This window comes from Janthinobacterium sp. Ant5-2-1, assembly GCF_001445815.1.
Lineage (GTDB): Bacteria > Pseudomonadota > Gammaproteobacteria > Burkholderiales > Burkholderiaceae_D > Janthinobacterium > Janthinobacterium lividum_E.
Map to the genome: position 1 here is coordinate 1 of NZ_LNCE01000049.1, position 25,254 is coordinate 25,254.

General features: G+C 64.8%; 22 protein-coding genes. 13 read left to right on the forward strand and 9 right to left on the reverse strand.

Going from position 1 to position 25,254, the window contains the following annotated elements:
- Window positions 1-138: 138 nt before the first annotated feature.
- Window positions 139-561 carry a PaaI family thioesterase gene (locus ASN89_RS16595; protein ID WP_058050053.1) on the reverse strand — a complete coding sequence of 141 codons (423 nt, stop codon included), beginning with the start codon at window positions 559-561 and terminating at the stop codon, window positions 139-141.
- Window positions 562-645: 84 nt separating this feature from the next.
- On the reverse strand, window positions 646-1,803 hold the full coding sequence (locus tag ASN89_RS16600) for a PepSY-associated TM helix domain-containing protein (protein ID WP_058050054.1): 1,158 nt from the start codon (window positions 1,801-1,803) through the stop codon (window positions 646-648).
- Between the two features lie 221 nt (window positions 1,804-2,024).
- Here ASN89_RS16600 and ASN89_RS16605 point away from each other — a divergent pair, with 221 nt between their 5' ends.
- The 4 genes from ASN89_RS16605 (at window position 2,025) to ASN89_RS16620 (ending at window position 6,039) form a co-directional block, all read left to right on the forward strand.
- On the forward strand, window positions 2,025-2,570 hold the full coding sequence (locus tag ASN89_RS16605; RefSeq protein WP_058050055.1) for a YbhB/YbcL family Raf kinase inhibitor-like protein: 546 nt from the start codon (window positions 2,025-2,027) through the stop codon (window positions 2,568-2,570).
- Entirely contained in the window at window positions 2,560-3,381 is an 822-nt protein-coding gene (locus ASN89_RS16610) for a helix-turn-helix transcriptional regulator (RefSeq protein ID WP_200969061.1), read from the forward strand. Before ASN89_RS16605 ends, ASN89_RS16610 begins: the two co-directional genes overlap by 11 nt.
- Before the next feature lie 69 nt (window positions 3,382-3,450).
- On the forward strand, window positions 3,451-3,795 hold the full coding sequence (locus ASN89_RS16615; protein WP_058050056.1) for a hypothetical protein: 345 nt from the start codon (window positions 3,451-3,453) through the stop codon (window positions 3,793-3,795).
- 87 nt (window positions 3,796-3,882) lie between these two features.
- Window positions 3,883-6,039, forward strand: a complete 2,157-nt coding sequence (locus ASN89_RS16620; protein WP_058050057.1) for a TonB-dependent receptor — start codon at window positions 3,883-3,885, stop codon at window positions 6,037-6,039.
- Between the two features lie 68 nt (window positions 6,040-6,107).
- Here the strand turns inward: ASN89_RS16620 and ASN89_RS16625 are convergent, their stop codons facing one another.
- From ASN89_RS16625 to ASN89_RS16640, 4 genes are all read right to left on the reverse strand, one after another.
- Window positions 6,108-6,770, reverse strand: coding sequence for a uracil-DNA glycosylase (locus ASN89_RS16625; RefSeq protein WP_058050058.1), 663 nt, complete (start codon window positions 6,768-6,770; stop codon window positions 6,108-6,110).
- Between the two features lie 143 nt (window positions 6,771-6,913).
- Window positions 6,914-7,921: a lipoyl synthase gene (lipA, locus tag ASN89_RS16630; RefSeq protein WP_034752483.1), complete on the reverse strand. Its 1,008-nt coding sequence runs from the start codon at window positions 7,919-7,921 to the stop codon at window positions 6,914-6,916.
- A gap of 38 nt (window positions 7,922-7,959) precedes the next feature.
- Complete coding sequence (lipB, locus tag ASN89_RS16635) at window positions 7,960-8,664, reverse strand: lipoyl(octanoyl) transferase LipB (RefSeq protein ID WP_058050059.1); 705 nt, start codon at window positions 8,662-8,664, stop codon at window positions 7,960-7,962.
- Window positions 8,665-8,739: 75 nt separating this feature from the next.
- Window positions 8,740-10,212 carry a PLP-dependent aminotransferase family protein gene (locus ASN89_RS16640; protein ID WP_058050060.1) on the reverse strand — a complete coding sequence of 491 codons (1,473 nt, stop codon included), beginning with the start codon at window positions 10,210-10,212 and terminating at the stop codon, window positions 8,740-8,742.
- A gap of 124 nt (window positions 10,213-10,336) precedes the next feature.
- On the opposite strand from ASN89_RS16640, the gene ASN89_RS16645 reads away from it, so the two are divergent.
- The gene (locus tag ASN89_RS16645; protein WP_058050061.1) at window positions 10,337-11,536 is read left to right on the forward strand and encodes a multidrug effflux MFS transporter; all 1,200 of its coding nucleotides are present in this window, start codon (window positions 10,337-10,339) and stop codon (window positions 11,534-11,536) included.
- On the opposite strand, the gene ASN89_RS16650 is transcribed toward ASN89_RS16645, so the two are convergent.
- The 3 genes from ASN89_RS16650 to ASN89_RS16660 all read right to left on the reverse strand — a co-directional run bounded on the left by ASN89_RS16650 (window position 11,529) and on the right by ASN89_RS16660 (window position 14,651).
- Window positions 11,529-11,825, reverse strand: a complete 297-nt coding sequence (locus tag ASN89_RS16650) for a DUF493 family protein (protein ID WP_034752493.1) — start codon at window positions 11,823-11,825, stop codon at window positions 11,529-11,531. The genes ASN89_RS16645 and ASN89_RS16650 overlap by 8 nt on opposite strands.
- Window positions 11,826-12,147: 322 nt before the next feature.
- Complete coding sequence (locus tag ASN89_RS16655) at window positions 12,148-13,905, reverse strand: DUF6600 domain-containing protein (RefSeq protein WP_058050062.1); 1,758 nt, start codon at window positions 13,903-13,905, stop codon at window positions 12,148-12,150.
- Window positions 13,906-14,009: 104 nt separating this feature from the next.
- Complete coding sequence (locus ASN89_RS16660; protein ID WP_058050063.1) at window positions 14,010-14,651, reverse strand: LysE family transporter; 642 nt, start codon at window positions 14,649-14,651, stop codon at window positions 14,010-14,012.
- A gap of 192 nt (window positions 14,652-14,843) precedes the next feature.
- Here ASN89_RS16660 and ASN89_RS16665 point away from each other — a divergent pair, with 192 nt between their 5' ends.
- From ASN89_RS16665 to ccoS, 8 genes are all read left to right on the forward strand, one after another.
- Window positions 14,844-15,791: a DUF808 domain-containing protein gene (locus tag ASN89_RS16665; RefSeq protein ID WP_058050064.1), complete on the forward strand. Its 948-nt coding sequence runs from the start codon at window positions 14,844-14,846 to the stop codon at window positions 15,789-15,791.
- An 84-nt stretch (window positions 15,792-15,875) separates the two neighbouring features.
- The gene (gene yiaA, locus ASN89_RS16670; protein WP_058050065.1) at window positions 15,876-16,307 is read left to right on the forward strand and encodes an inner membrane protein YiaA; all 432 of its coding nucleotides are present in this window, start codon (window positions 15,876-15,878) and stop codon (window positions 16,305-16,307) included.
- Window positions 16,308-16,352: 45 nt separating this feature from the next.
- Window positions 16,353-18,461: an EAL domain-containing protein gene (locus ASN89_RS16675; RefSeq protein ID WP_058050066.1), complete on the forward strand. Its 2,109-nt coding sequence runs from the start codon at window positions 16,353-16,355 to the stop codon at window positions 18,459-18,461.
- 195 nt (window positions 18,462-18,656) lie between these two features.
- Window positions 18,657-20,324 carry a PAS domain-containing methyl-accepting chemotaxis protein gene (locus tag ASN89_RS16680; protein ID WP_058050067.1) on the forward strand — a complete coding sequence of 556 codons (1,668 nt, stop codon included), beginning with the start codon at window positions 18,657-18,659 and terminating at the stop codon, window positions 20,322-20,324.
- A gap of 24 nt (window positions 20,325-20,348) precedes the next feature.
- Window positions 20,349-21,797, forward strand: a complete 1,449-nt coding sequence (gene hemN, locus ASN89_RS16685; protein WP_058050068.1) for an oxygen-independent coproporphyrinogen III oxidase — start codon at window positions 20,349-20,351, stop codon at window positions 21,795-21,797.
- Between the two features lie 15 nt (window positions 21,798-21,812).
- Window positions 21,813-22,568 (forward strand): sulfite exporter TauE/SafE family protein, encoded by a 756-nt coding sequence (locus ASN89_RS16690; protein WP_058050069.1) that lies wholly within the window; start codon window positions 21,813-21,815, stop codon window positions 22,566-22,568.
- Window positions 22,569-22,590: 22 nt separating this feature from the next.
- Complete coding sequence (locus ASN89_RS16695) at window positions 22,591-25,017, forward strand: heavy metal translocating P-type ATPase (protein ID WP_058050070.1); 2,427 nt, start codon at window positions 22,591-22,593, stop codon at window positions 25,015-25,017.
- A 2-nt stretch (window positions 25,018-25,019) separates the two neighbouring features.
- Window positions 25,020-25,196, forward strand: a complete 177-nt coding sequence (gene ccoS, locus ASN89_RS16700; RefSeq protein WP_034752510.1) for a cbb3-type cytochrome oxidase assembly protein CcoS — start codon at window positions 25,020-25,022, stop codon at window positions 25,194-25,196.
- Window positions 25,197-25,254 lie beyond the last annotated feature (58 nt).

The window sequence follows — 25,254 nt, forward strand, 5'->3', positions numbered from 1 at the left end:
AAGGCGGTTCGCCGAATCCGGACGGACCGACGGGGCCTATTTTGTATAAAGGTAACTGGGTGAAAATCTAACCCGAAAGCAAAAATCCGGGGTCAGACCCGCCGGGTCTGACCCCAGCAGTTGATTTAGGGTGTCGATTTATTTGGGATACAGAATCATCTGCGTGCAGCGGAACAGGGCAATCGTCTTGCCCGTTTCCTTGCTTTTCACGACGGCATCCCACACTTGCGTGTTGCGACCCTTGTGCTCGACCTTGGCCGTGCAGGTGAGCGTGCCTTCGCGGGCCGTGCCCAGGTGGTTCGATTTCAGTTCGATGGTCGTGAAATTGCTGGCGCCTTCGGGCAGGTTGGCGATGCAGCCATAGCCGGAAGCCGTGTCGGCCAGGGTCACCACGCTGCCCGCGTGCAAATAACCATTCGGCGCCAGCAGATGCGGCAGCACGGGCAATTCCGCCGTCAGCTGGCCGTCGCCCACTTCCGTGATGACGATGCCCAGGTGGCCGGGCAGGCGGCCCGTGCCGCGTTCATTCAACATTGCTACGGTGATGTCGGGATTGCTCATGCTGGTCCTTGTGCGGGGGAGGCCGGGATACGCCGGAAAATACTATGATGATAGCAACTTTTCCCGCATCGGTCTGCCGGCCGCTTATTTCCGGCCGCGCCGCCGTTTCCACCACACCAAGGTCCCCGTCAGCATGAACAGCAACGGCATCAGACCGAACACGGTAATAAAACTGCGCCCGGCCGCGCCAAAGGCCTGGCCCGAATGCAGGGGGAATTGCCAGCCGAGGAAGACATCCCCAGCCGGCGCCCGCAAGGGATCGCGTATGCGCAGGGGCAAGCCGCTGCGCGCGTCGAGGGTGATGCGCGTGGCGCCGTCGCCCTCGGCGATTTCACCGGGCTGGCGTACGCGCACGTCATACGGCTGGTCCTTCTTGGCCGGCAGCACGATGCGCGACACGCGCGCCTGCGGATACAGCTGTTGCGCGGCGGCCATGGCCTGGCCCGCATCGAGCAGGTCGCCATCCTGTTGCAGATTTTTCAGTTTGGCCTTGTCCGGCGCCGTCGACACGAGCTCCACCAGCGGCACGACCAATTGCGGCAAATTGAAATAGATGCCGGAAAAGGCGAGCATGGCCAGTACGGGCGCGGCAAAAAAACCGGCCGCCTTGTGAAACGTGTAGTTGAAGCGGGGCCAGGAACCGCCATGCGACACCGTCAAAGCGCGCTTGATGGCCGTCCACTGCAGGCGCGGCCACCACAGATAGATGCCGCTCAAGGCCATCAGCAGCAGCATCACGCCCGAGATACCCGTAATGGTTTTACCCACTTCGCCGGACAATAAATAACGGTGCAAATGAAACATGCCCGACATCAGCAGCGGACGCGTGAAGCCGAAACGCCCCCAGTCGCGCTCGCCTTTGACTTGCAGGGTGTAGGGGTCGATCATCACCTGGCGCACGATGGCCTGGCTGAAGGGCGACGGCTTGTCCGCCTGGCGGTACGAGGCCACGTACACGTCGCGCGCATCGGCGGGCGGATTGAGCTGGGCCGGCTTGCCGTAGGCGGGGTCGGCCGCGAGCCCATCGACCACCGCCTGCACCGTGCGCGGCGTCACCTGGAACACCTGGCCGGGCGCGGGCGTGCTCGCCTGCAACAGGGTGGGATTCAGGTACGCGTCAAGCTCCGGCATCCAGGCGATGGCGGAACCCGTCAAGCCCAGCAAAACGAACAGGGCGCCGAACCACAGGCCCGCATACAGGTGCAGCTTGGTGAACAACCACTTGATCGGGCGTTTGGACATGGGGAGGCGACTCGGGGAAATTTGGGCTGCAGAACGATAGCATGAAAGCTCGGCAGTGAAAATCATGCGCAGGAAGGAAGCGGCAAACGCAACAACACGCTCATGGGAACATTGAAATCAGGTGGAAACGAGCGTTTCGGCACCATCATCGAGCGCATCGGCATCGCGGGTAACTGTTGCAGGACATACACTTTCCCCTATACTTCATCGAAAGGAAAACCATGACCACCTCCCGTTTGCTCGCCGTCACGCTGGGTCTCGCTTTGCACCTGGGCGCCCACGCCGCCGACTTTACCGTCACCAGCACCGACATCGCGCCGGGCCAAACCCTGGCGCGGGCGCAAGTATTCCAGGGCTTCGGCTGCACGGGCGGCAACCTGTCGCCGCAATTGTCATGGCGCGGCGCGCCGGCCGGCACCAAAAGCTACGCCGTCACCCTGTACGACCCGGACGCGCCCACGGGCAGCGGCTGGTGGCACTGGAGCGTGTTTAATGTGCCCGCCAGCACCACTTCCTTGCCAGGCGGCGCCACGGCCAGCACTCTGCCGGCGGGCGCCACACAAGGACGCAACGATTACGGCGACAGCGCCTACGGCGGCGCCTGCCCGCCACCGGGCGACAAGGCGCACCGTTACCAGATCACCGTGTGGGCATTGAGCGTGGGCAAGCTGCCGCTGGACCAGCACGCCAGCGGCGCCATGCTCGGCTACATGCTCAACGCCAACGCGCTGGGCAAGGCGCAGCTGACGGGACTGTATGGCCGATGAGATCGACGCGGTGGCCATGAGCGAACTGCGCATCGCCCACGGCACCATCGAGGCGCGCCGCGCGCAAACCCTGCGCCGCGTGCCCGTCTTCCAGAGTGCCCTGTGCCGCGTGCGGCAGGGTACGAAGCTGCTGGAATGGGGCATTCGCCAAGCGCGCGCCGGCACGCACGATGTGGTGCTGATGCCGGCGGGACAGGAACTGGGCGTGGCCAACCTGCCCGGCGCGCAAGGCTACCGGGCCGAAGTGCTGAGTTTTTCACCGGCCCTGATCGCCCGTTTCCGCGCGCGCCATGGCGGCCTCGTCGATGCCCAGCTGCGCCAGGCGGCCACGGCCAGCCTGTGCGTGCCGCTCGATACCCACGCGGCGCAGGCCTGGGACCAGCTAATGGCCAGCCTGGCGGATAGCGCACCGCCCGCGCTGCTGGCGCACCAGGCGGAAGGCTTGCTGCTGGCCCTGGCCTTGGGCGGCCATTGCGGGCCGCTGTTGCTGGACCGCCGCGATCCGCTGGCCGCGCGCGTGCAGCAAGTGCTGTTGCTGGACCCGGGCGCCGACTGGAGCGTGGCCAAAGTTGCCCGCCATCTGCACCTGGGCGCGTCCACCCTGCGCCGCCAGCTGGCACTGGAACAGCGGCATTTCCGCGCCATCCTTGAAGACGTACGGCTGGGACTGGCCTTGCAGGAATTGCAATCTGGCATCTTACCCATCAGCGATATCGCGGCCGCCTGCGGCTACGCCTCGCCCTCGCGCTTCGCAGCCCGTTTCCGCCAGCACTACGGCCTGTCGCCGCGCGAACTGCGCGCCACGCTGTAAGGTCCTCTCAGCGCAAATGAATTGCAACAAGCGCTGACAGCGGGGCGATTTTCTTGCTACTATGCGCCCATGTCTTCCCGCCAGCCCACCCGCAAGCTTGCTCATCACGGTGCCGCCGCCCTCGCGCGCACGCCGTGGCGGCTGTGCGTGGCGCTGTTCAGTGCGCTGGCCCTCGTGTTCCTGCTGTCGACGGCCGCCTCGCACCTGCACAAGACGAGCCTCGACGCGGAAGAATGCGCGCTGTGCGCCACGGCCATCGACAAGGTGGCCGACATCGCCGTGCCGCCGGCCATCGCCGAGCCACCCGCCCAGTTACTGCCGTACCGCTTGCTGGCCATCGCGCCCGCACTCCTGGCGCCCGTCGCCACCCTCATCCTGCCGCCCGTGCGCGGTCCGCCTGCCGCCTCACTGTAATTCCACGCTGTTTTATCCATTTTTCAGGCTGCACCGCCGTGTTCTGACGCGCCGTGCCGCCTGGCGTTGACTATTTTGAGGCTTACCATGCAACACACTCCCCGCCTGAGCGCGCTGTCGCTCGCCCTTGCCAGCCTGTTTACCGTTTCCGCCCATGCCGCCGAGCCTGCCGAAGCCACTACCGATGCTGCCCCCCAAGACATGCAAAAGGTGGAAGTCACCTCTGCCCACCTGAAAAGCGCGCGCATCGAGCTGTCGCCGAAAGTCGGCACCACCATCTACAGCATCGACAGCCACATGGTCGACATGCTGGGCCAGGGCGACAACACGCCGTTCAATGAAGTGCTGCTGCGCCTGCCGGGCGTGTCGCAGGACTCGAAAGGTTCGGGCGCCCTGCACGTGCGCGATGACCATGCCAACGTGCAATACCGCATCAATGGCGTGCAACTGCCGGAAAGCATCACCGGCTTCGGCCAGTCGATCGACACGCGCTTGATCGACAAGACGGATTTCATGACGGGCGCCTTGCCGGCCCAGTTCGGCCTGCGCACGGCGGGCATTGTCGATATTGAAACAAAAGAGGGCGGCATGACACCGGGCGGGCGCATCGGCATTATGGTCGGCAGCCACGACCACGTGGAGCCGAGTGCGGAATTTTTCGGCAGCGTGGGCAAGTTCAATTACTACCTGTCCGGCAGCTACCTCGGCAATTCCCTGGGCGTGGAAAACCCGCAAGACACGCGCAGCGCCCTGCACGACAAGACGCGCCAGAACAAGTCGTTCGGCAGCCTGTCGTATTTCCTTGATGACAACACGCGCCTGGGCGCCATGTTCGGCACGTATAACGGCCGCTTCCAGATCCCGAACAACCCGAATCAGGCGCCGGCCTTCTCGCTCGATGGCCACAGCGATGCGCAGGCGGGCACGTCCACGTTACCGTCGTCGCAGCTCAATGAAAACCAGCGCGAAGTGAACTGCTTCCTCGTGCTGTCGCTGCAAAAAAGCCTGGGCGACGTCAATTACCAGGTGTCGGCCTTCCACCAGTATTCGGAACTGCACTTCACGCCCGATTCCATTGGCGACCTGATCTACAACGGCGTGGCTTCGGATTCGCGCCGCGCGAACAGCGCTTCCGGTGCCCAGTTCGACATCAGCTACAAATGGCACCAGGACCACACCGTGCGCGCGGGCCTGGCCTACACGCGCCAGAAGACGACGAGCGACAACACGGTGGCCGTCTTCCCCGCCATGGACGGCGCGCAAACGTCCACCACGCCCATCACGGTGCTGGACAACAGCGGCAAGACGGGCACCCTGGCCAGTTTTTACCTGCAGGATGAATGGCACATCAGCAAGCCTCTGACCCTGAACTATGGCGCCCGTTTCGACAAGGTATCGGCCTACACGAGCGAGCAGCAATGGAGCCCGCGCGTCAATCTGGCCTATCAGATCGCGCCGGGTACGGCCTTGCACGCCGGCTATTCGCGCTACTTCACGCCGCCACCGCAGGAATTGGCGGCGCAAGGCAGCATCGACCTGTACGCGAACACGACGAATGCGCCGGAAATCGGCCAGTCGGACAACGTCAAGGCCGAGCGCACGCATTACTACGACGTGGGCATCAGCCACCAGGTGAATGCGAAACTGACCGTGACGGCCGATGTGTACTATAAAAAGATCAACAACCTGCTGGACGAAGGCCAGTTCGGCCAGGCATTGATTTTGACGCCGTTCAACTATGCGGACGGCTACGCCAAGGGCCTGGAGTTATCGGCCATCTACAGCGAGAAAAACTGGGGCCTGTTCCTCAACGCCAGCACGCAAAAAGCGCAGGGCCGCAACATCAATTCGGGCCAGGCCCTGTTTGGCGCCGATGAGCTGAACTACATCAGCCAACACTATGTCTACCTCGATCATGACCAGAAATACACCTTGTCGGGCGGCGGTCATTATCACTTTGGCGATTCGCAAGTAAGCGCTGACTTCCTCTACGGCAGCGGCCTGCGCATGACCCCGGACGGCGGCGCGCCCAATTCCGGCCATTTGCCCGGCTATTTCACCGTCAACACGGCCCTCACGCACACGTGGAAAAACACGCCGGTCGGCAGAATCGAGGGACGCCTGGCCCTGATCAACCTGTTCGACAAATCGTATCTGCTGCGCGACGGTTCCGGCGTGGGCGTGGGGGCGCCGCAGTATGGCGCCCGCCGCAGTTTCTATGCGGGTTTATCAACGAGCTTCTAAGAGTTACGCGCGAAGACAGCGGCAGGGAGCAACGCCTGCCGCTGTCGGTTGCCGTACTATTTCATGACTTATCCCCAGACGATGGGCGCCTGGCCATGCGCCTGCAAATACGCATTCGCCTGGCTGAACGGCTTGCTGCCAAAGAAACCTTTGCTGGCTGACAAGGGAGATGGATGCGGCGCAGCCAGCACCAGGTGTTTGCCGGGATCGATCAGGGTACGCTTGGCCTGCGCATAGCCGCCCCACAGGATGAACACGAGATTGTCCCGTTCGGCGGACAGGTGGCGGATGGCGCTGTCCGTCAGTTTTTCCCACCCCTTGCCCGCGTGCGAGCCGGCCGCCCCCGCGCGCACCGTCAGCACGCTGTTGAGCAAGAACACGCCTTGCTCGGCCCAGTCGGACAAATCCGTGCGCGTGCGCGCCACGCCCACGTCGCTATGCAATTCCTTGAAAATATTCTGCAGGCTAGGCTGCGGCGGCGTGCCTTCGGGAATCGAAAAACACAGGCCCATGGCCGCGCCCGGCGTGTGATACGGGTCTTGCCCCAGGATCACCACCTTGACTTGCTCGAACGGCGTCAGGTCGAACGCCCGGAAAATGGTTTTACCCGGCGGAAAACACGGCCCGGCCGCGTATTCTTCCTTTACGAAGGCGGCCAGGCGTTCCCAGTAGGGCTGGGCAAACTCGCCTTCCAGCCGCGCCTTCCAGGATGCGTCGATGCGTACGTCCATGCGTCACCTCATAGCTTATCCGTCAACCATGCTTTTTCAGCATGCCAGTATAGACGCTCAGCCGCATGAAGTGGGCACGATACGATCAGGCAAAAAAAAACCGCCCGGCTTTGCAGCGGGCGGCTTGATGCGGCACAAATGGCTTAGAAATTCAGCGCCGACTCCACGCCGGCGCTGTGCGCCTGTTCATCCGCGTGGTACGAGCTGCGCACCATGGCGCCGACGGCGGCGTGGGTGAAGCCCATCTTGTACGCTTCCTCTTCAAACATTTTGAAGACGTCCGGATGCACATAGCGGCGCACGGGCAAGTGGCTGTTCGATGGCGCCAGGTATTGGCCGATGGTCAGCATGTCGATGTCGTGCTCGCGCATGTCGCGCATGACTTGCAGGATTTCCTCGTCCGTCTCGCCCAGGCCCACCATGATGCCGGACTTGGTTTTCACGTCCGGATACATGGCCTTGAAATCTTTCAGCAATTTCAGCGAGTGCATGTAGTCGGAACCGGGACGCGCTTCCTTGTACAGGCGCGGGGCCGTTTCCAGGTTGTGGTTCATCACGTCAGGCAAGCCATCCTTGAACAACAACAACGCTTTTTCCAGGCGGCCGCGGAAGTCCGGTACCAGCACTTCGATGCGGGTGTTCGGCGACAGGGCGCGCGTTTGCTGGATGCACTCGACGAAATGGCCGGCGCCGCCGTCGCGCAAGTCATCGCGGTCGACGGAGGTGATGACGACGTAGTTCAAACGCAGCTTGGCGATGGTTTTCGACAGGTTGGCCGGCTCTTCCTTGTCCAGCGGATCAGGACGGCCATGGCCGACGTCGCAGAACGGGCAGCGGCGCGTGCACTTGTCGCCCATGATCATGAAGGTGGCCGTGCCCTTGCCGAAGCATTCGCCGATGTTCGGGCAGCTGGCTTCCTCGCACACAGTGACGAGTTTATTTTCGCGCAGGATGTCCTTGATCTCATAGAAACGGGTCGAGGCCGACGCGGCCTTGACGCGGATCCAGTCCGGCTTTTTCAGGCGCTCGACTTGCTCGATCGGAATGATCTTGATCGGGATGCGCGAAGTCTTGCTGGCGCCTTTTTGCTTTTCGCTCGGGTTGTAGGCGGGAGCGGCGGGGGCGGTGCTGGAAATGGTCTCAGAAGTCATGGCTGCAAGCCCTTGACGGGCAGTGTTGGTTTGTTTGCTCAGGCATCCGCTGCCTGAGGCGCGCCTGCGGCGCTGTTTGCTTCGCTTACATCGAGTAATACGGTCAATTCATGGGCCAGGGCCCGCTGCACGTCGGCCAGCGGCGCCACGACGCCCATGCTGCGCATGTCCACCGTCTTCAGTCCGGAATAGCCGCAAGGGTTAATCCAGGAAAACGGCGCCAGGTCCATCGCCACGTTGAGCGATACGCCATGGTAGGTGCAGCCGTTGCCGCGCACTTTCAAGCCCAGCGCGGCGATCTTCGCACCCTTGTCTGGCCCACCGGCAATATAGATGCCAGGCGCGCCATCGATGCGCTCGCCAGCGAGATTATACGCCGCCAGCACGTTGATGATGGCTTGCTCGATTTTATGCACGAACTGGCGCGCATACAGCTTGCCGCCCGGCTTGTTGCGGCGCAAGTCCATCAGCAGGTAAATCACCACCTGGCCAGGACCGTGAAACGTCACTTCGCCGCCCCGGTCCGTCTGCACCACGGGGATCGCATCTGCGCCAGCCAGCAGATGGCCGCGGTCGGCCGCCAGGCCCAACGTAAATACGGGCGGATGCTCGACGATCCACAGTTCGTCGCGCGTCTCCGTCGTGCGCGCGTCGGTAAAGGCGCGCATGGCGGCAAAGGTGGGCTCGTAATCGACGCGGCCCAGTTCGCGGATCAGCGCCGTTTCGGTGCGGGTGGTGGTCATGACAGGTTCTGTAATCAACTGCCGGCGCCCTGCGGACGCTGCGGCGAAGCCGTGATTATAAGCCAGGCCGCCGTTTCATTCAGCCGTGGGCGCCGGCAACAACAGCAATCTGCCCAATTTTTGTGCAGCATGGCGCACCTGAGCCAGGCTCAAGGCCGTGTAACCGAGCAGCACGGCCGGCGCCAATTTTGCACTGTGGCAAAAATCACCGAGCGGCTGCAGCGCCAGCCCGTCCTGCGCCGCGCGCGCGCAAAACGCCCGTTCGTCGCTGTCCGGCGGCAGCCACAGCACGCAATGGAAGCCCGCCTGCTGTCCAGTGATCGTGTAGCGCCCGGGCGCGGTCTGCTCGAGGCAGGCCAGCAGCAGGTCGCGCCGTTCCTTGTAGGCCAGCCGCGCCTGGCGCAGATGGCGCACGAAGGCGCCTTCCTCCATCCAGGCGGCCAGCGCCAGCTGTTCCGTCACGCCCACGGAGCGGCCCGTCAACTGCACGATGCGCAGCAGCTGCGGGCGCAAGGCGGGCGGCAGCACCATGAAGCCCACGCGCAGGCCGGCAAACAGGGTTTTATTAAAACTGCCACAGTAAATCACGCGCTGGTACTGGTCCAGCGCCTTCAGGGCCGCCAGCGGAGCGCTGTGGTAATTGAATTCGCTGTCGTAATCGTCTTCCACCACCCAGGCGCCGTGGTCGTTCGCCCATTCCAGCAAGGCCAGGCGGCGCGTGACGGACATGGTCACGCCCAGCGGCGACTGGTGCGCCGGCGTCACGTACGCGAGGCAGGCATCCGCGTGCGCGGCCAGGGCGGCGCAATCGATGCCTTCGGCGTCGACGGCAATATCCACCGGCACGGCGCCCGCCAGGGCGAACAGGGCGCGCGCGGCAGGATAGCCCGGTTCTTCCAGGCAGACTTTATCGCCATCGCGCACGATGCCGCGCGCCAGCAAGTCGATCGCGTGGCGGATGCCGGTCGTGACGACGATGTCTTGCGGGTCGCAGCGGATGCCGCGGTACTTGGCGAGGAAATCGGCGATCTGCTGGCGCAGCTGGGGCAAGCCGGCCGGGTCGGCGCTGCACAGCTGCTCCGGCGTGGCGGCGGCCAGCGCCCGCGTGGCGCACTTGGACCAGGCGGCCATGGGAAACAGGCTGGCGTCGGCGCGCCGCGCAACAAACGGCAAGCCGTCGCGCACGCCCGTGTCCGAAGCGGGTACGGGCGCGGCGGCCGGTACGGCCAGGGTGGTATCGCCGAAGCCTGCCATCAAGAAACGTTCCGGCACGACGGCGCACACGCGCGTGCCGGAACCGGGCACGCGCGTCACGTACGCTTCCGCGTGCAGGCGGTCGAACACGGTTTCGATGGTGCCGCGCGACAACTCCCACCGTTCCGCCAGGGTGCGGCTGGACGGCAAACGGCTGCCTGCGGGCAGCATCTTCGTCAGGATGGCCGAGCGCAGCGCTTCATACGCGCTATCCTGCTTGTTGACGCCTTCCTTGTCGAGCCAGCTGGTTGGGCGAGGCAAGTCCAGGGCGTGCGGTGATTTTCCTCGCGGCATGATAATCGTCCAAGTGGTCCAATGAGTTTTCTGATGAGTGGCACTTCGCATTACACCACAACCATCCTACTCTCACCGTTCCGGTACGCCAGCGGGGCGCACGCTTGTATGGATCGTATAAACAATGCAGAAACAAATCGCTTTATGGGCCTGGGGCGGCATCGTGCTGCTGCTGGTCTGCCTGTCGCGCATCAGCATCGACATCTATTTGCCTTCGCTGCCGGCCATGGCCGATGCCCTGCATGCCAGCGATGCTCAGTTACAACTGACGCTGAGCCTGTTCATGACCGGTTCGGCCGCCTCGATGCTCGCTTGCGGGCCGCTGGCCGACCGCTACGGACGCCGTCCCGTGCTGCTGGCCGGCACGGGCATTTTTGTGCTCGCCAGCATTGTCTGCACCGTCACCAGCGATGTGCACGTGCTGATCGCCGCGCGCGTGCTGCAGGCGTTCGGCGGCTGCAGCGGCACCATCATCGGCCGGGTCATGGTGCGCGACCGTTTTGACCCCGCCACGCAGGCGCGCATGCTGGGAAAAATTTCGATGGTGATGGGCTTGTCGCCTATCCTCGCGCCGCTGGCCGGCAGCGTGCTCGACGCGGCCTTCGGCTGGCGCGCCGTGTTTGGCGTGCTGTGCGCACTGGGCGCGCTGTCGCTGGGGCTGATCGCCGCCTACGTGCCGGAAACCAAACCGGCCAGCGTCGTGCCACAGGGAAATACCCTCGCGCTGTACCGCCGCCTGCTGGGCGACAGGTATTTCCTGCGCTATGCGCTGGCCATCGGCTGTGTGTATTGCACGTATTTCCCCTTCATCGCGGAATCGTCCGTGCTGTTGCAAAGAGGCATGCATCTGTCGCCGCACGCATATGCGCTGGTATTCGCGCTGACGGTCAGCGGCTATATCGCGGGTTCGAGCCTGTTTCGCGCCCTGGGACCGCGCCTGGGCGCCGATTACATGCTGGGCGTGGCGGTGCTGATCAATGTGGCGGGCGCGGCCAGCCTGTTGCTGGCGGGGACGTTGGCGCCGCGGCACGTGGCCTCGCTGGTGGCGCCCATGTTGCTGGTGATGGTGTCGGTGGGCATGGCCATTCCCGCCTGCCAGCTGGCCGTGCTGCAGCCGTATGGCGACCAGGCGGGCAGCGCCTCGGGCCTGTTCTTCTTCGTGCAAATGCTCATCACGGCCATTTGCGGCGCCGTCATCGCCACCATCACGGACGGCAGCGAAAAACCGCTACTGTGGGTGACGGCGGCGGCCAGCGCGGCCTTTGCCGCCGTCTGGCTGCTCACGAGGAAGCGGGCCAGCACGACGGAGGCATGTCTTACATGACGATCTTCACCATCGGGTGGCCCGACAGCGCCGTGTACAGGGCGTCGAGCTGCTCGCGGCTGATGGCGCGCACGGTGACGGTCAGGCCCGTGTAATTGCCCTTGCCCGATGGGCGCTCTTCCATGCGGCCCGCGTGAAAGGTCGGATCGTGGCTGATGACCAGCTCGAGCATGGTCGGCGCGAAGTCGACATGCGTCGGGCCCATGATCTTGATGGGAAAGTCGCTCGGGTATTCGATCAGCGATTCGCTGGGGGGAATCGTCACTTCGGTCGGTGGGGTCGTTTGCATGGGAAATCCAATCAGTGCCGGTCAGAACAGGCAGCGCTTATCGCGCGGCGGCTGCATAAAAGCGTATTGTAGCCAACTTTGAGGGCGGCTGCCCCAGCCGCCATGGCACAGACGGCAAGGCAAAAAAAAAGCCAGCTGGGTAAGCTGGCGGAAAACTATTTCGTTTGGACAAAATAGCCGGAAAAGCGATGCTGTCACTTGGAGGATAAGCAGTGGTCGTACTATAGACAAACGACGGCGGCTTTGCCTCCGGTATGTGACGAACTGCGCATTTTGCGGCTTGAATGTCGATACGGCGCGACAGACGGGAGGGCCGCCGCCGTCAGCGCTCCGCTTCCGGCTGCAGCCGGCTGTTGCGACCGGGATTGCCGCGCTCATGGTTGCGCTCACGCGGCGCATTGGGGCGCTCGGCACCGCGCGCTTCCTGGGGCGGACGGGCGGCCGGCGCCGGCATCGGCGGCGGCGCGGGCCGCGGCTGGGCCACAGGCGGCGGGGCAGGCAAGACCGGCGGCGCCGTCTGCAGCACTTCGCGGCGGGGGCCACGTTCGGCGCGGTGCCAGTCGGCGCGGGGCCGCTCCTCGCCACGCCACCCGGGACGGGCCACATGATCTTGCACGGGCGGCAAGGCCGGCATGGCCGGCATCAGGGGCTGTTGCGGCACCGGCGGCTGTTGCGGCTGCTGAGGCTGGGCTGGCACGGGCGGCCGGTTCGGCTGCATGGGACGCGGCGCCATGTGCGTCTGGCCATCGTCCGTCTGCAAGCGGCCAGGACGGTTGACCCAGTCGCGCCGGGGCTCCCTGTCGCCGCGCGGCGCATCAACGGGTCGCTGCCAGTTGCCGGCCGGCGCAGGCGCCGTACTCAACGGCAAGCTTTGCATGACGGGCGGCGGCATGGTGGTGCGGTTGCGGCGCGGCACGTCGACCGTGCGCGCGCCGCCAAAACGCTCGCCGGGCAGCATCGTCATGCCTTCGCGGCGTTCGCGCTCGCCCGCTACGGGGCGGCGCCCCTCGGCCATACGGTTGATGCGGCGTTCATACTCCGCGCTGGCGCGGTAGCCGGGCACGTAGCGCTCGTGCGGCGACAGGGGGAACCAGCCGACGCCGGGGCGCTGGCCATGCTGTGGCCCGTTATGTGGTCCATGATTACCGCCGACCCAGCCCACCAGCGCCGGCGCCCAGGGCACGCGGCCACGTTCGCGGCCCGGCGCCCAGCCCCAGCGATGGCCCAGCAGCACCCAGCGGCCGTAATGCGAAGGCGCATAGCCCCACGGCGCATTGTCGACCCAGGTCCAGCCCCACGGCGCGATCCATGTCCAGCGTCCGTCGCTGTATGGCGCCCAGCCGGCCGGCACGGCGCTGGGCAGCCACAAGGGGCCATATTCCGCGTTGTCTTGCCAGGCGCCGTAGCGGTCCAGCTCTTCATAGCCGGTCGTATCGTCCGTGACATAGCGCAAGGCCGGCGCGGCGGCGGGCAAGGCTTCGGGCCAGTTGTCGAAAGCGATCCTGTGCAAGGCGCCCGTGCGCAATTCCTCGTCCGTCAGCTCGGCGCGCTTGCCTGCGCGCAAGGTCACGCTGCCCGTCGCGCCATCCACGTCGGCCGCGCCGTCGAGCACGCTGACGACGCTGGTGCCGGGCTGGCGCCCCGCCTCGATGCGCACCCAACCCGGCTGGGTCAGGATCACGCGGGCCTGGGCGGTGGTCAGCTCGAAGCCGCGCAGCGCGTCCGGGTTGCGCACGCGCACGCTGACCGTGCCATAGCTGAGGTGCAATTTGAAACTGTCGTCATCGAGCTCGCTCACTTCCAGCTCGGAATCGCCATCGAGGCGCACGGCGGCAGCGCCCACGCGAAACTCGGCCAGCGCGCCGCGCATGGTGCTGAGCCGGTTATCCGTCGTGACGGGCCAGTTCAGCAGGGCGTTTTGCGCATCGCCATCGCCGGCGCGCACCAGCACCTGCCCTTCGACGGTGGAAATGCGGCCCACGCGCGCGGGCGGGTCTTCGGCCAAGGCCAGGGAACAGGCCGACGACAGCAGCACGGCGCACACGGTATTGAACAGGGGAAAAGACAGGATAGGACGCATGGTAGCGCTCCAGGCAGGACTTACAAGGACGACATGCTGTCGATTACATCCTCATCAGGCGGGCATCGCAAGCGGGCTTACAAATGTTTGCATATTAACTTCGGTCAGGCCGCCGCCTGGCCACCGCGCTTGACAAAGAACAGGGCGGCACCGACGGCCATCAGCAAGCCGCCAAAGAAGCGGTTCTGCTTTTTCACGGCCTTGGCGTCGCGGAAAAAACGCTGCATTGACGAGGCGAGGAAGGCATAGCTGTGCATGACGATCTGGTCGATCGTGCACATGGTAACGGCCAGTATCAGCAATTGCGGCAGCAACGGCGCAGCAGGGCTGATGAATTGCGGCAACACCGCCACCATGACGATGATGCCCTTCGGATTCGTCACGTTCGTCAAAAAACCCGTCAGCACGCGCCGGCGCCAGGACGGCACCACGGCGTCGGCATGCAGTTCGCCGGCCACCGCCACCTTGGCGCGCCATTGCGACAGGCCCAGGTAGATCAGGTACAGGGCGCCCACCGTCTTGACGATATTGAACGCCACTTCGGAGGCCAGCAGCAGGGAACCGACGCCGGCGCCGGCGATACCGAGCACCACCAGCAGCCCCAGCTGCAGGCCGAGAATCGTGGCGCTGGCCTTCTTCACCCCGTACGACAGGCCGTGCGACATCGACAGCACGGCGCCCGAGCCGGGCGAGACGGCGATGATGGAGGCGGCGACGACAAAGGTGATCCAGGTGGCGAAGGGCATGCGGTTTCCAAAAAATGGGGATAAGAGGCAATTTTAACCCGCTCAGTGCGGCCTTGCCGGCCCGCCCTGAGGTAAGATCGCACTCGTGCCTTACCTATGCCATCCCTTGCCGTACAACCAAGAATAACATCATGAAAAACAACACTTTCCTCGCTCCCCGACTCCCTGCCACCGCCATGGGAGCGCGCTGAGATGGCCAGCTCCAGCCTGTTGGCCCTGCTCGACGACATCGCCAGCATCCTCGATGACGTTTCCCTGATGACCAAAGTGGCCGCCAAGAAGACGGCCGGCGTGCTCGGTGACGACCTGGCTCTGAACGCGCAGCAAGTGGCCGGCGTGCGCGCCGAGCGCGAATTGCCCGTCGTGTGGGCCGTCGCCGTCGGCTCGCTGAAGAACAAGGCCATCCTCGTGCCCGCCGCGCTGGCCATCAGCGCGTTTGCGCCGTGGGCCATCACGCCGCTCTTGATGGTGGGCGGCGCCTACCTGTGCTTCGAGGGCTTCGAAAAGATCGCCCACAAATACCTGCATCCGGACGACAGCCACAAGGCCGAGCTGGCCCAGGCGCTGCGCGACCCGCAGGTCGACCTCGTCGCGCTGGAAAAGGACAAGATCAAGGGCGCCATCCGCACCGACTTCATTTTATCGGCGGAAATCATCGTCATCGCGCTGGGCACGGTGGCCGCGGCCACCTTCGCCGAGCAGGTGGCCGTCGTCGTCGGCATCGCCCTCATCATGACGGTGGGCGTGTACGGCCTGGTGGCCGGCATCGTCAAGCTCGACGACGCAGGCTTTTACCTGGCGGCGCGCAAGGGCGCGGGCGCGCTGATGGATGGCGTGCGCGGCTTTGGCCGCATGCTCGTGTCGGCGGCGCCGAAACTGATGAAATTTCTCTCCGTCGTGGGCACCCTGGCCATGTTCATGGTCGGCGGCGGCATCCTGACGCACGGCTGGCCGTGGGCCAGCGGCATGTTGCACCACGCGGAAGCGGCCGTCGGCGGCGTGGCCGGCATCGGCCCCGTGCTGGCAGCCGTCACGCCCAGCCTGATCAACGCTGTAGCCGGCCTCATCGCCGGTGGCCTGGTGCTGGCCGGCGTCACGGCCGTGTCGGCTTTGTTGCGCATGGTCAAGTCAAGCAAATAGGCTTTCTGGTCTGATGGGGCGGCAGGCGCATCCGTGCCTGTCGCCCCGGCCATGCCGACGGCGCCGTCCGTCCATGGAGACCCTATGCAGACTTCCCCCATCCAACGTCCCAGCAGCGCCTTTATCGGCGCCTCCTGGGCGGCATTGCTGATCGGTGTCATCACTTACCTGTCAGGCCTGTGGAACGCCAGCATGGCCCTCAACGAGAAGGGCTATTATTTTACGATCCTCATGTACGGCCTGTTCGCCGCCATCTCGCTGCAGAAATCCGTGCGCGACCGCGCCGAGGGCATCGCCGTGACGGGGATTTACTTTGGCCTGTGCTGGATTTCCGTCCTGCTGGCCTTGCTGCTGCTGACGGTCGGCCTGTGGAACGCCACCCTGCAGAACAGCGAGAAGGGGTTTTATGCGATGGCATTCCTGCTGAGCCTGTTCGCCGCCGTGGCCGTGCAAAAGAATGTGCGCGACGTGGCGCGCGCCTCGGCCGCCACACCCGTCGAGGTGCCGGGAACTTAAACGCCAGCCGCGCATCTATCCCTGTATCCGCACAGGGAGGCGACGATGAGCGACCAGCAAAAACGTTTGCAGATGGCACTGGAGGCGGCGCACATGGCGATCTGGGATTCGCGCATCGTCGATGGCCAGGTGATCGACGGCACGGTCAGCTGGTCGGCCAGGGGCGCCACCTTGCTGGGCCTGGAAGAGCGCCCGCTAACGCAACCGTTCCGCAGCTTTCTCGACTGCGTGCACGCCGACGACCGCGGCAAGGTGCTCGGCGTGCTGCAGGATGGCGTGCGTCGGCGCGGCGGCTACGACCTGCAATACCGCGTCGTCTGGCCCGATGGCAGCGAACACTGGCTGGCGGCCAAGGCGCACATCTTCACGAATGCGGACGGCCAGCCCGACCGCACCCTGGGCATCATCTGGGATATCACCGAGCACATGCTGCGTGAACTGATGATCGCCGAGAGCAAGGAACTGGCCGAAGTGACGCTCAGCTCCATCGGCGACGGCGTCATCACCACCGATCCGTTCGGCAAGACCCGCTACCTGAACCGGGTGGCCGAACAATTGACGGGCTGGAGCAACGAGCTGGCCCAGGGCATGGACATCTGGGAAACCCTGAACCTCGTCGATGAACATACGGGTGAGCCGCTCGACCACGTGGCCATCAAGTGCTTGCGCCAGCGCCAGGCCATCGGCATTTCCACGCATGCGCAGCTGGTCACGCGCGACGGGCGGCGCATCGCCGTGGAAGACTCGGCCGCCCCCATCTGGTCGCGCAACGGCAATATCCTCGGCGCCGTCGTCGTGTTCCGCGACGTCAGCCATGAGCGCAAGCTGAGCCAGCAACTGTCGTGGCACGCCACGCACGATATGCTGACGGGCCTGATCAACCGGCGCGAATTCGAACACCTGGTTGCCGGCGCCCTGCACACGGCCAAGCAGGATGGCCACGTGCATGCGCTGCTGTACCTGGACCTGGACCAGTTCAAGGTCATCAACGATACCTGCGGTCATGGCGCCGGCGACGTGCTGCTGCAACTGCTGGCGAAAATGCTGCAGGCACAAATGCGCGACAGCGACATCCTCGCGCGCCTGGGCGGCGACGAACTGGGCGTGCTGCTGCCGCACTGCCCGCTCGACCACGCGCGCGTGATCGGCGAACAGCTGCGCCAGTCCATCCGCGATTTCCGTTTCGCCTGGGATAGCCGCAGCTTCGAGCTGGGCGTGAGCATCGGCATGGTGGAGATCAACCAGGACAGCAAGTCCATGAGCGAGCTGCTGAGCGCGGCGGACCAGGCCTGCTACCTGGCCAAGGAGCAGGGCCGCAACCGCATCCACGTCTACCAGGAGTCGGACGTCATGCTGGCGCAGCGGCACGGCGAAATGCTGTGGATTTCGCGCCTGAACGAAGCGTTCGCCCACGATTACTTCCGCCTGTACGCCATGCCCATCGTGCACCTGCACGACAGCCAGGAACACCACGACGAAGTGCTGATCCGCATCCGCAACAGCCAGGGCGACCTGATCTTGCCAGGCGCCTTCATTCCCGCCGCCGAACGCTACGACATGATGCTGTCCATCGACCGCTGGGTCATCCGCGCCGTGTGCGCGCATATCGAGAGCGTACGCGACAGCCTGCCGCCGATCGAAGCGATGACGGAAAGCCGGCGCCGCGCACCGGCCCTGTATTCCGTCAACCTGTCGGGCATGTCGCTGGCCGACGCCGGCTTGCACGACTACATCACCGAGCAGTTCGTGCAGTTCGCCATCGCCCCCGAACAAATCTGCTTTGAAATCACGGAAACGGCCGTCATCGCCAACCTGCCCAAGGCGCAAGTGTTCATGCGCCAGCTCAAGGCCATGGGCTGCCGCTTCTCGCTCGACGACTTCGGCAGCGGCTTTTCCTCGTTCGGCTACCTGAAGGCCCTGCCCGTCGACTACCTGAAGATCGACGGCGTCTTCGTGCGCGACATCGCCAGCAACGCCATCAACCGCGCCATGGTCAAGGCCATCAATGAAGTGGGCCACGTGATGGGCTTGAAAACGGTGGCCGAATACGTGGAAGACGAAGCCACCCTTGCCGTCATCCGCGAGCTGGGCATCGACTACGCGCAAGGCTACGCCGTGGGCAGCCTGCGGCCGCTGACGGCGGGCGTGGATTAGCAGCCACCGACAACCAGTAACTTTAAAACAATGCCGCATTGCTATCGCTAAATGCGTGCAAGCACGACCAATCTGGAGGATTTTGATCTACATCAATAAATTTGCGCAGGCGACTCCTTACACTGATCTCCATTCTTGCAATCGTGCAAGTCTTACTCACCAATTAGCTCTTCAACTGATCAGGAAGCCGCGACCATGCGACAAAATTTGCCAGTGACTAACCGTGAAGTCCTCGTTCTGGACGACCAGGCCATCGTGTCGAAAACGGATATGAACGGCAATATCGTGTATGTGAACCCGTACTTCAGCCAGGTCAGCGGCTTCAGCGAGGCCGAGCTGCTCGGCTCGCCCCAGAACATCGTGCGCCACCCGGACATGCCGGCCGAAGCGTTTGCCGACCTGTGGGCCTCAGTCCAGGCCGGCACGCCGTGGACGGGCCTGGTCAAGAACCGCTGCAAGAACGGCGATTTTTACTGGGTGCGCGCCAACGTCACGCCCATCCGCGAAGCAGGCAAGACCATCGGCTACATGTCCGTGCGCGTAAAAGCGGACAAAGATCAGGTGAAAGTGGCCGAGGAAGCCTACGCGGCCATCCGCAACAAGGAAGGCGGCAACATCGTCATCAAGCACGGCCAGATCGTGCGCCCGGGCCTGGCGCACCTGCTGCACAAACTGACGCACATGTCGCTCAACCTGCGCATCTGGGCCGCCACCTCCATCGTCAACTGTCTGCAACTGCTGGTGTGCGTCATCAGCCTGTTCGCCAGCGGCGGCAAGATCACCAATTACGCCATCTTCGGCGCCACCCTGTTCGGCTTCCTGATCAACGTCTTCCTCTGGTACACCTTGCGCATGTCCGTGCTCAAGCCGCTGGGCAAGGCCCTGAACGGCGCGCGGGCCATTGCCGCCGGCGACCTGTCGGGCAGTTTCGAAACGGACAGCACGGATGAAATGGGGCAATTGCTGCGCGCGCTGCAACAGATGAACAGCAACCTGATCGCCACCATCCGCGACGTGCGCATCAACGTGGAAACCATGGCCGTGGCCACCAGGCAAATCGCCGTCGGCAATATGGATTTGTCGGGCCGCACGGAATCGCAGGCGGCCAGCCTGGAAGAGACGGCTTCAAGCATCGAGGAATTCTCGTCGACCGTGAAACAGAATGCGGACAATTCCGTGCAAGCAAACGAGCTGGCCGTGGCCGCCTCGAAAGTGGCCGTGCAGGGCGGCGAGATCGTCTCCGAAGTGATCACCACCATGGACGACATCAACACTTCCTCGAAGAAAATCGTCGACATCATCGGCCTGATCGAAGGCATCGCCTTCCAGACCAACATCCTGGCCCTGAACGCGGCCGTGGAAGCGGCGCGTGCCGGCGAGCAGGGCAGGGGCTTTGCCGTCGTGGCGGGCGAAGTGCGCAACCTGGCGCAGCGCTCGTCCGTGGCGGCCAAGGACATCAAGCAACTGATTGAAATTTCCGTCGGCAAGGTGGGCGCCGGCATGCTGCAGGTGAACCGCGCCGGCGCCACCATGGAGCAGGTGGTCAGCTCCGTCAAGCAGGTGACGGCCATCATGCAGGAAATTTCCATTGCCTCGCGCGAACAGAGCATCGGCGTCGACCAGGTCAACCAGGCCATCGCCCACATGGACCAGGTGACGCAGCAGAACGCGGCCCTGGTGGAAGAAGCGGCCGCGGCGGCCACGCGCCTGGCGGAAGAAGCGGCCAGCCTGTCGCAAGCCGTGAGCCTGTTCAATTTCGGCAAGATGCCGCCACCGCGCCGCGTCGCCACGCCCGGCGGCAAGTCGGGCGCTGCGGGCGCCGCGAACGCCGGCAAGCCCGCCATGAAACGCCTGGCCGCCTAAACCTTTCAAGACTTCATACACATCATGCCTACACTACTCAGCAGTGCTTCCGCCGACCTGGACGCCGTCGTCGAATTCGACCCGGTCATCATCGGCAAGATGAGCCAGTCCGGCCCCCGCTACACGTCCTATCCGACCGCCGACCGTTTCCATGCCGACTTCGGCTATGGCAACTTCCTCGAAGCGCTGGCCGCCCTGCGCATGCGCGGCGGCCGCCGTCCGCTGTCGCTGTACGTGCACGTGCCGTTCTGCGACACCCTGTGCTACTACTGCGCCTGCAACAAGATCATCACGAAAGACCGCAGCAAGGCCGCCACCTATCTCAGCTATCTGAAACAGGAAATCGCCATGCAGGGCAAGCTGTTTGCCGGCATGAACCAGATCGAGCAATTGCACTTCGGCGGCGGCACGCCCACCTACCTGAGCGAAAAGCAGATGGACGAACTGATGGCGCACCTGCGCCAGCATTTCGAGTTTGCATCCGATGAAGACGGCGAATATTCGATCGAGATCGACCCGCGCACCGTCTCGCGCGAACGCGTGTTTTCGCTGCGCGCGCAAGGTTTCAACCGCATCAGCCTGGGCGTGCAGGATTTCGACGCCGACGTGCAAAAAGCCGTCAACCGCATCCAGCCGGAAGCGGAAACGGTGGCCATCATGCAGGCGGCGCGCGACGCCGGTTTCCGCTCGATCAGCATCGACCTGATCTACGGCTTGCCGAAGCAAAACCTGGAAACGATGACGGAAACGCTGCGCAAGGTGATCAACGCCAGCCCGGACCGCATCGCCCTGTACCACTACGCGCACATGCCGCATCTGTTCAAGCCGCAGCGCCGCATCCTCGACGCCGACATGCCCGACAGCGCCACCAAGCTGGCCATGCTGGGCCTGTGCATCGCGCGCCTGACGGCCGCCGGCTACGTCTACATCGGCATGGACCATTTCGCCAAGCCGACGGACGACCTGGCCGTGGCGCAGCGCCAGGGCCGCTTGCACCGCAACTTCCAGGGCTATTCCACGCGTGCGGAAGCTGACCTGATCGCCTGCGGCGTGTCGGCCATCAGTTCCGTCGGCGCCGTCTACAGCCAGAATGAAAAGACGCTCGACGCGTACTATGAAAAGCTCGACGAAGGCGTGCTGCCGATCGCGCGCGGCATCAAGCTCGACACGGATGATTTGTTGCGCCGTATCATCATCCAGATGCTGATGTGCAATTTCGAATTGTCGATCGCCAGCATCGAGCAGGCACACCCCGTGCAATTTCGCAGCTACTTTGCCAGCGAACTGGACAAGCTGCGCGAACTGGCCCGCGACGGCTTGCTCGTCATCGAGGAAGACTGGCTGACGGTCACGCCGAAAGGGCGCTTGTTGATCCGCAATATCTGCATGGTCTTCGACCGCTACCTGACCATGGCGCGCGCGAATACGGCGCCCGACGCGGTGCAACCGCTGCGCTACTCGAAAACGGTGTAGGTGTAGCGCCACGCGATGAACGCCCTCAGCCTCGTGCCCATGTTCCTCGTCGGCCTGGCCGGCAGCGTGCACTGCATCGGCATGTGCGGCGGCATCGTGGGCGCGTTGTCGCTGGGCGGCGGCGCACCGGCGCCAACACGGCCCGTGATCGCCATCGCCGTGGCACGCCCCGCAGTCCAGGCGAACGTGCTGCGCGTGCTGGCCTACAACGGCGGGCGCATAGTCAGCTACATGCTGGCCGGCGCCATGGCCGGCAGCTTGGCGGGCGCGGGCATGCTGCACCTGGCGTCCCTGCAAGTGGCCGGCTACTGGCTGGCCAACCTGATGCTCGTTGCTTTGGGCCTGTACCTGATGGATGCCTGGCGCGGCCTGGCCCATCTGGAAGCGGCCGGCAACGTCGTCTGGCGCCGCGTGCGCCCCCTGCTGAAACCGATGATGCCCATGGATACGCCGTTCAAGGCGCTGGCCGTGGGCGGCCTGTGGGGCTGGGTGCCGTGCGGCATGGTCTACAGCGCGCTGCTGACGGCCATGATGCAAGGTTCGGCCCTGAACGGCGCGGCCACGATGGCGGCCTTCGGCCTGGGCACCCTGCCCACTTTGCTGGGCATGGGTTTGCTGGGCACGCGCTTGCGCACGCAGATGCAGCGCCGTCCCGTGCGCATTGCCAGCGGCTTGCTGGTGCTGGGCTTTGGTCTGCTGGGTCTGTTGCGCGCCGTCAATGGCGTCTCGCTGGGCTGGCTCGACGCCCTGTGCGTCACGGGCCATCCATGAAAAGACGCATGAAAACAAACCTATGAACGCTGTGCTACAACCCTCCGCCTGCTTCCATTGCGGCTTGCCCGTGCCAAGCGGTTCCAGCTGGAACGTGACCATCGACGACGTGCCGCGCGCCATGTGCTGCCCCGGCTGCGAAGCGGTGGCGCAAACCATCGTCGACATCGGCCAGAGCGCGTATTACCGCGACCGCGACGAATACGCCGTCAACGCAGCCGATGCGACCATGGTGCCGCCCGAACTGCGCCTGTACAGCAATGACGACGCGCAATTCGCGCGCGACGCCAGCAGCTGCGAAGCGACCCTGTCCGTCGAAGGCATCCGCTGCGCCGCCTGCGTCTGGCTGATCGAGCGCCAGCTGACGCGCCTGCCCGGCGTGCAGGCAGCCAGCCTGAACGTCGCCACGGAGCGCCTGTACGTGCGCTGGAGCCGCGCGCAGTGCGAGCCGGGCGACATCCTGCAAGCCGTGCGGCAAGTCGGCTACACGGCTTATCCGTATGACGCCGTGCGCCATGGCGAGCGCCTGCAAAAAGCCAGCAAGACCCTGGGCCGCCAGCTGTTCGTGGCCGGCCTGTCGATGATGCAGGTGATGATGTACGTGGCGCCCGCCTACCTGGCCGAGGATGGCACCCTGGACGACAATATGGCCAGCCTGATGCGCTGGGCCAGTCTGCTGCTGACCCTGCCCGCCATCTGCTATTCGGCCATGCCCTTCTTCCAGGGCGCCTGGGCCAGCTTGCGCGCGCGCACCCTGGGCATGGACGTGCCCGTCGCGCTGGGCATCCTGGCCGCCTTCTTCGGCAGCGTGGTGGCAACCTTTACGGGCCGCGGCGAGGTGTATTACGACTCGGCCACGATGTTCATTTTTCTCTTGCTGTGCAGCCGCTATTTCGAGCTGCAGGCGCGCCGCAAGGCCGCTTCCGCGCTCGATCGCCTGCAGCACGCCTTGCCTGCCTCCGCCTCGCTGATGGCGGGCTATCCCGACAACCGCGCCACCACCCTGGTGCCGGCCGGCAGCCTGGCCGTGGGCGACGTCATCCTCGTCAAGCCGGGCGAGGCGATCGCCGCCGACAGCGTCATCGTCGAGGGCACGAGCGCGCTCGATTTGTCCTTGCTGACGGGCGAGAGCGCGGCGCAGCGACGCAAAACGGGAGAGCGGGTGCCGGGCGGGGCGATCAATGCCAGCGCAGCACTCATCTTGCGCGTGCTGAAACCGGCACGCGAAAGCACCTTGTCCGATTTATTGAAACTGATCGAGCGGGCCGGCAGCGGCAAGCCGCAGATCGCGCAGTGGGCCGACAAGGTCGCCGCCTGGTTCGTGCTGGGCCTGCTGCTGTTTGCCATCGCCGTGTTCGCCTTTTGGAGCTGGCACGACCCGTCGCAGGCCTGGCCCGTGGCCATTGCCGTGCTGGTCGTGTCGTGCCCGTGCGCGCTGTCGCTTGCCACGCCGACGGCGCTGGCGGCCGCCACCGACAGCCTGCTGCGGCGCGGCGTGCTGATCGTCCAGCCGCACGTATTGGAAACCCTGCACCGCGCCACCCACATCGTCTTCGACAAGACGGGCACCTTGACCCTGGGCCGGCCCGTGCTGCGGCAAATCGAAGGGCTCGGCAGCCTGAGCGAGAACGCTTGCCTGCAGGTGGCCGCCGCGCTGGAAGCGGGCAGCGCCCATCCGCTGGCGCAGGCGATCCTGGCGGCGGCAGGCGAACCATCGGGCGCGCATGCAGAGCAAGTGCAGGAAGTGCAGGGGCAGGGATTGGAAGGCATCGTCGACGGCGTGCGCTACCGCCTGGGCAATGCGGCCTTTGTCGCCGCCATCGCCGGGCCGCCGCTGGGCGACACGGCCATCGGCATGCAGGGCATGACGCCGCTGTACCTGGGCGCGCAGGGGCGCTGGCTGACGCGCTTTTTACTCAGCGATGCGCTGCGCCCGGAAGCACGCGACGTGGTCGCGTATTTCCAGCGGCGCGGCAAACAAGTCGTGCTGCTCAGCGGCGACCAGGAAGCGCTGACGCAAAGCGTGGCGACGGAACTGGGCATCAACACGGCGTGCGGCGAATGCCTGCCCGATGAAAAGCTCGATTTCGTGCAGCAGTTGCAGGCGACGGGCGCCGTGGTGGCGATGGTGGGCGATGGCATCAACGACGCGGCCGTGCTGAGCGGCGCCGATGTCTCGTTCGCCATGGGTTCCGGCGCCGCCCTGGCGCAGGCGCATGCGGACACGGTGCTGCTGTCGAGCCAACTGGTGTCCGTGCTCGACACGGCGAAGACGGCCGCGCGCAGCATGCGCATCATCCGCGAAAACCTGGGCTGGGCCACCCTGTACAATCTGACGGCCATCCCGGCCGCCGCGCTGGGTTTCTTGAACCCCTGGCTGTCCGGCGTCGGCATGGCTGCCAGCTCGGCCGTCGTCATCGCCAACGCCCTGCGCCTGCGGAAAGCCTGAACATGGAAGCACTGTACCTCCTCATCCCCTTGAGCGTCGTCGTCGTCTTCATCGCCCTGTGGGTGTATTTCACGGCCTCGGACGGCGGCCAGTTCGACGACCTCGTCGGACCGGGCCTGCGCGTGCTGCAGGACGACGACACGCCGCCCCAGCCGGCGCCCGGCGAACCGCATCCCTGACCTCCCAGCCCGGTCGGCGTCCCGCACGCCATGGCCGGCGCGTCTGCCCCGCCCTGAT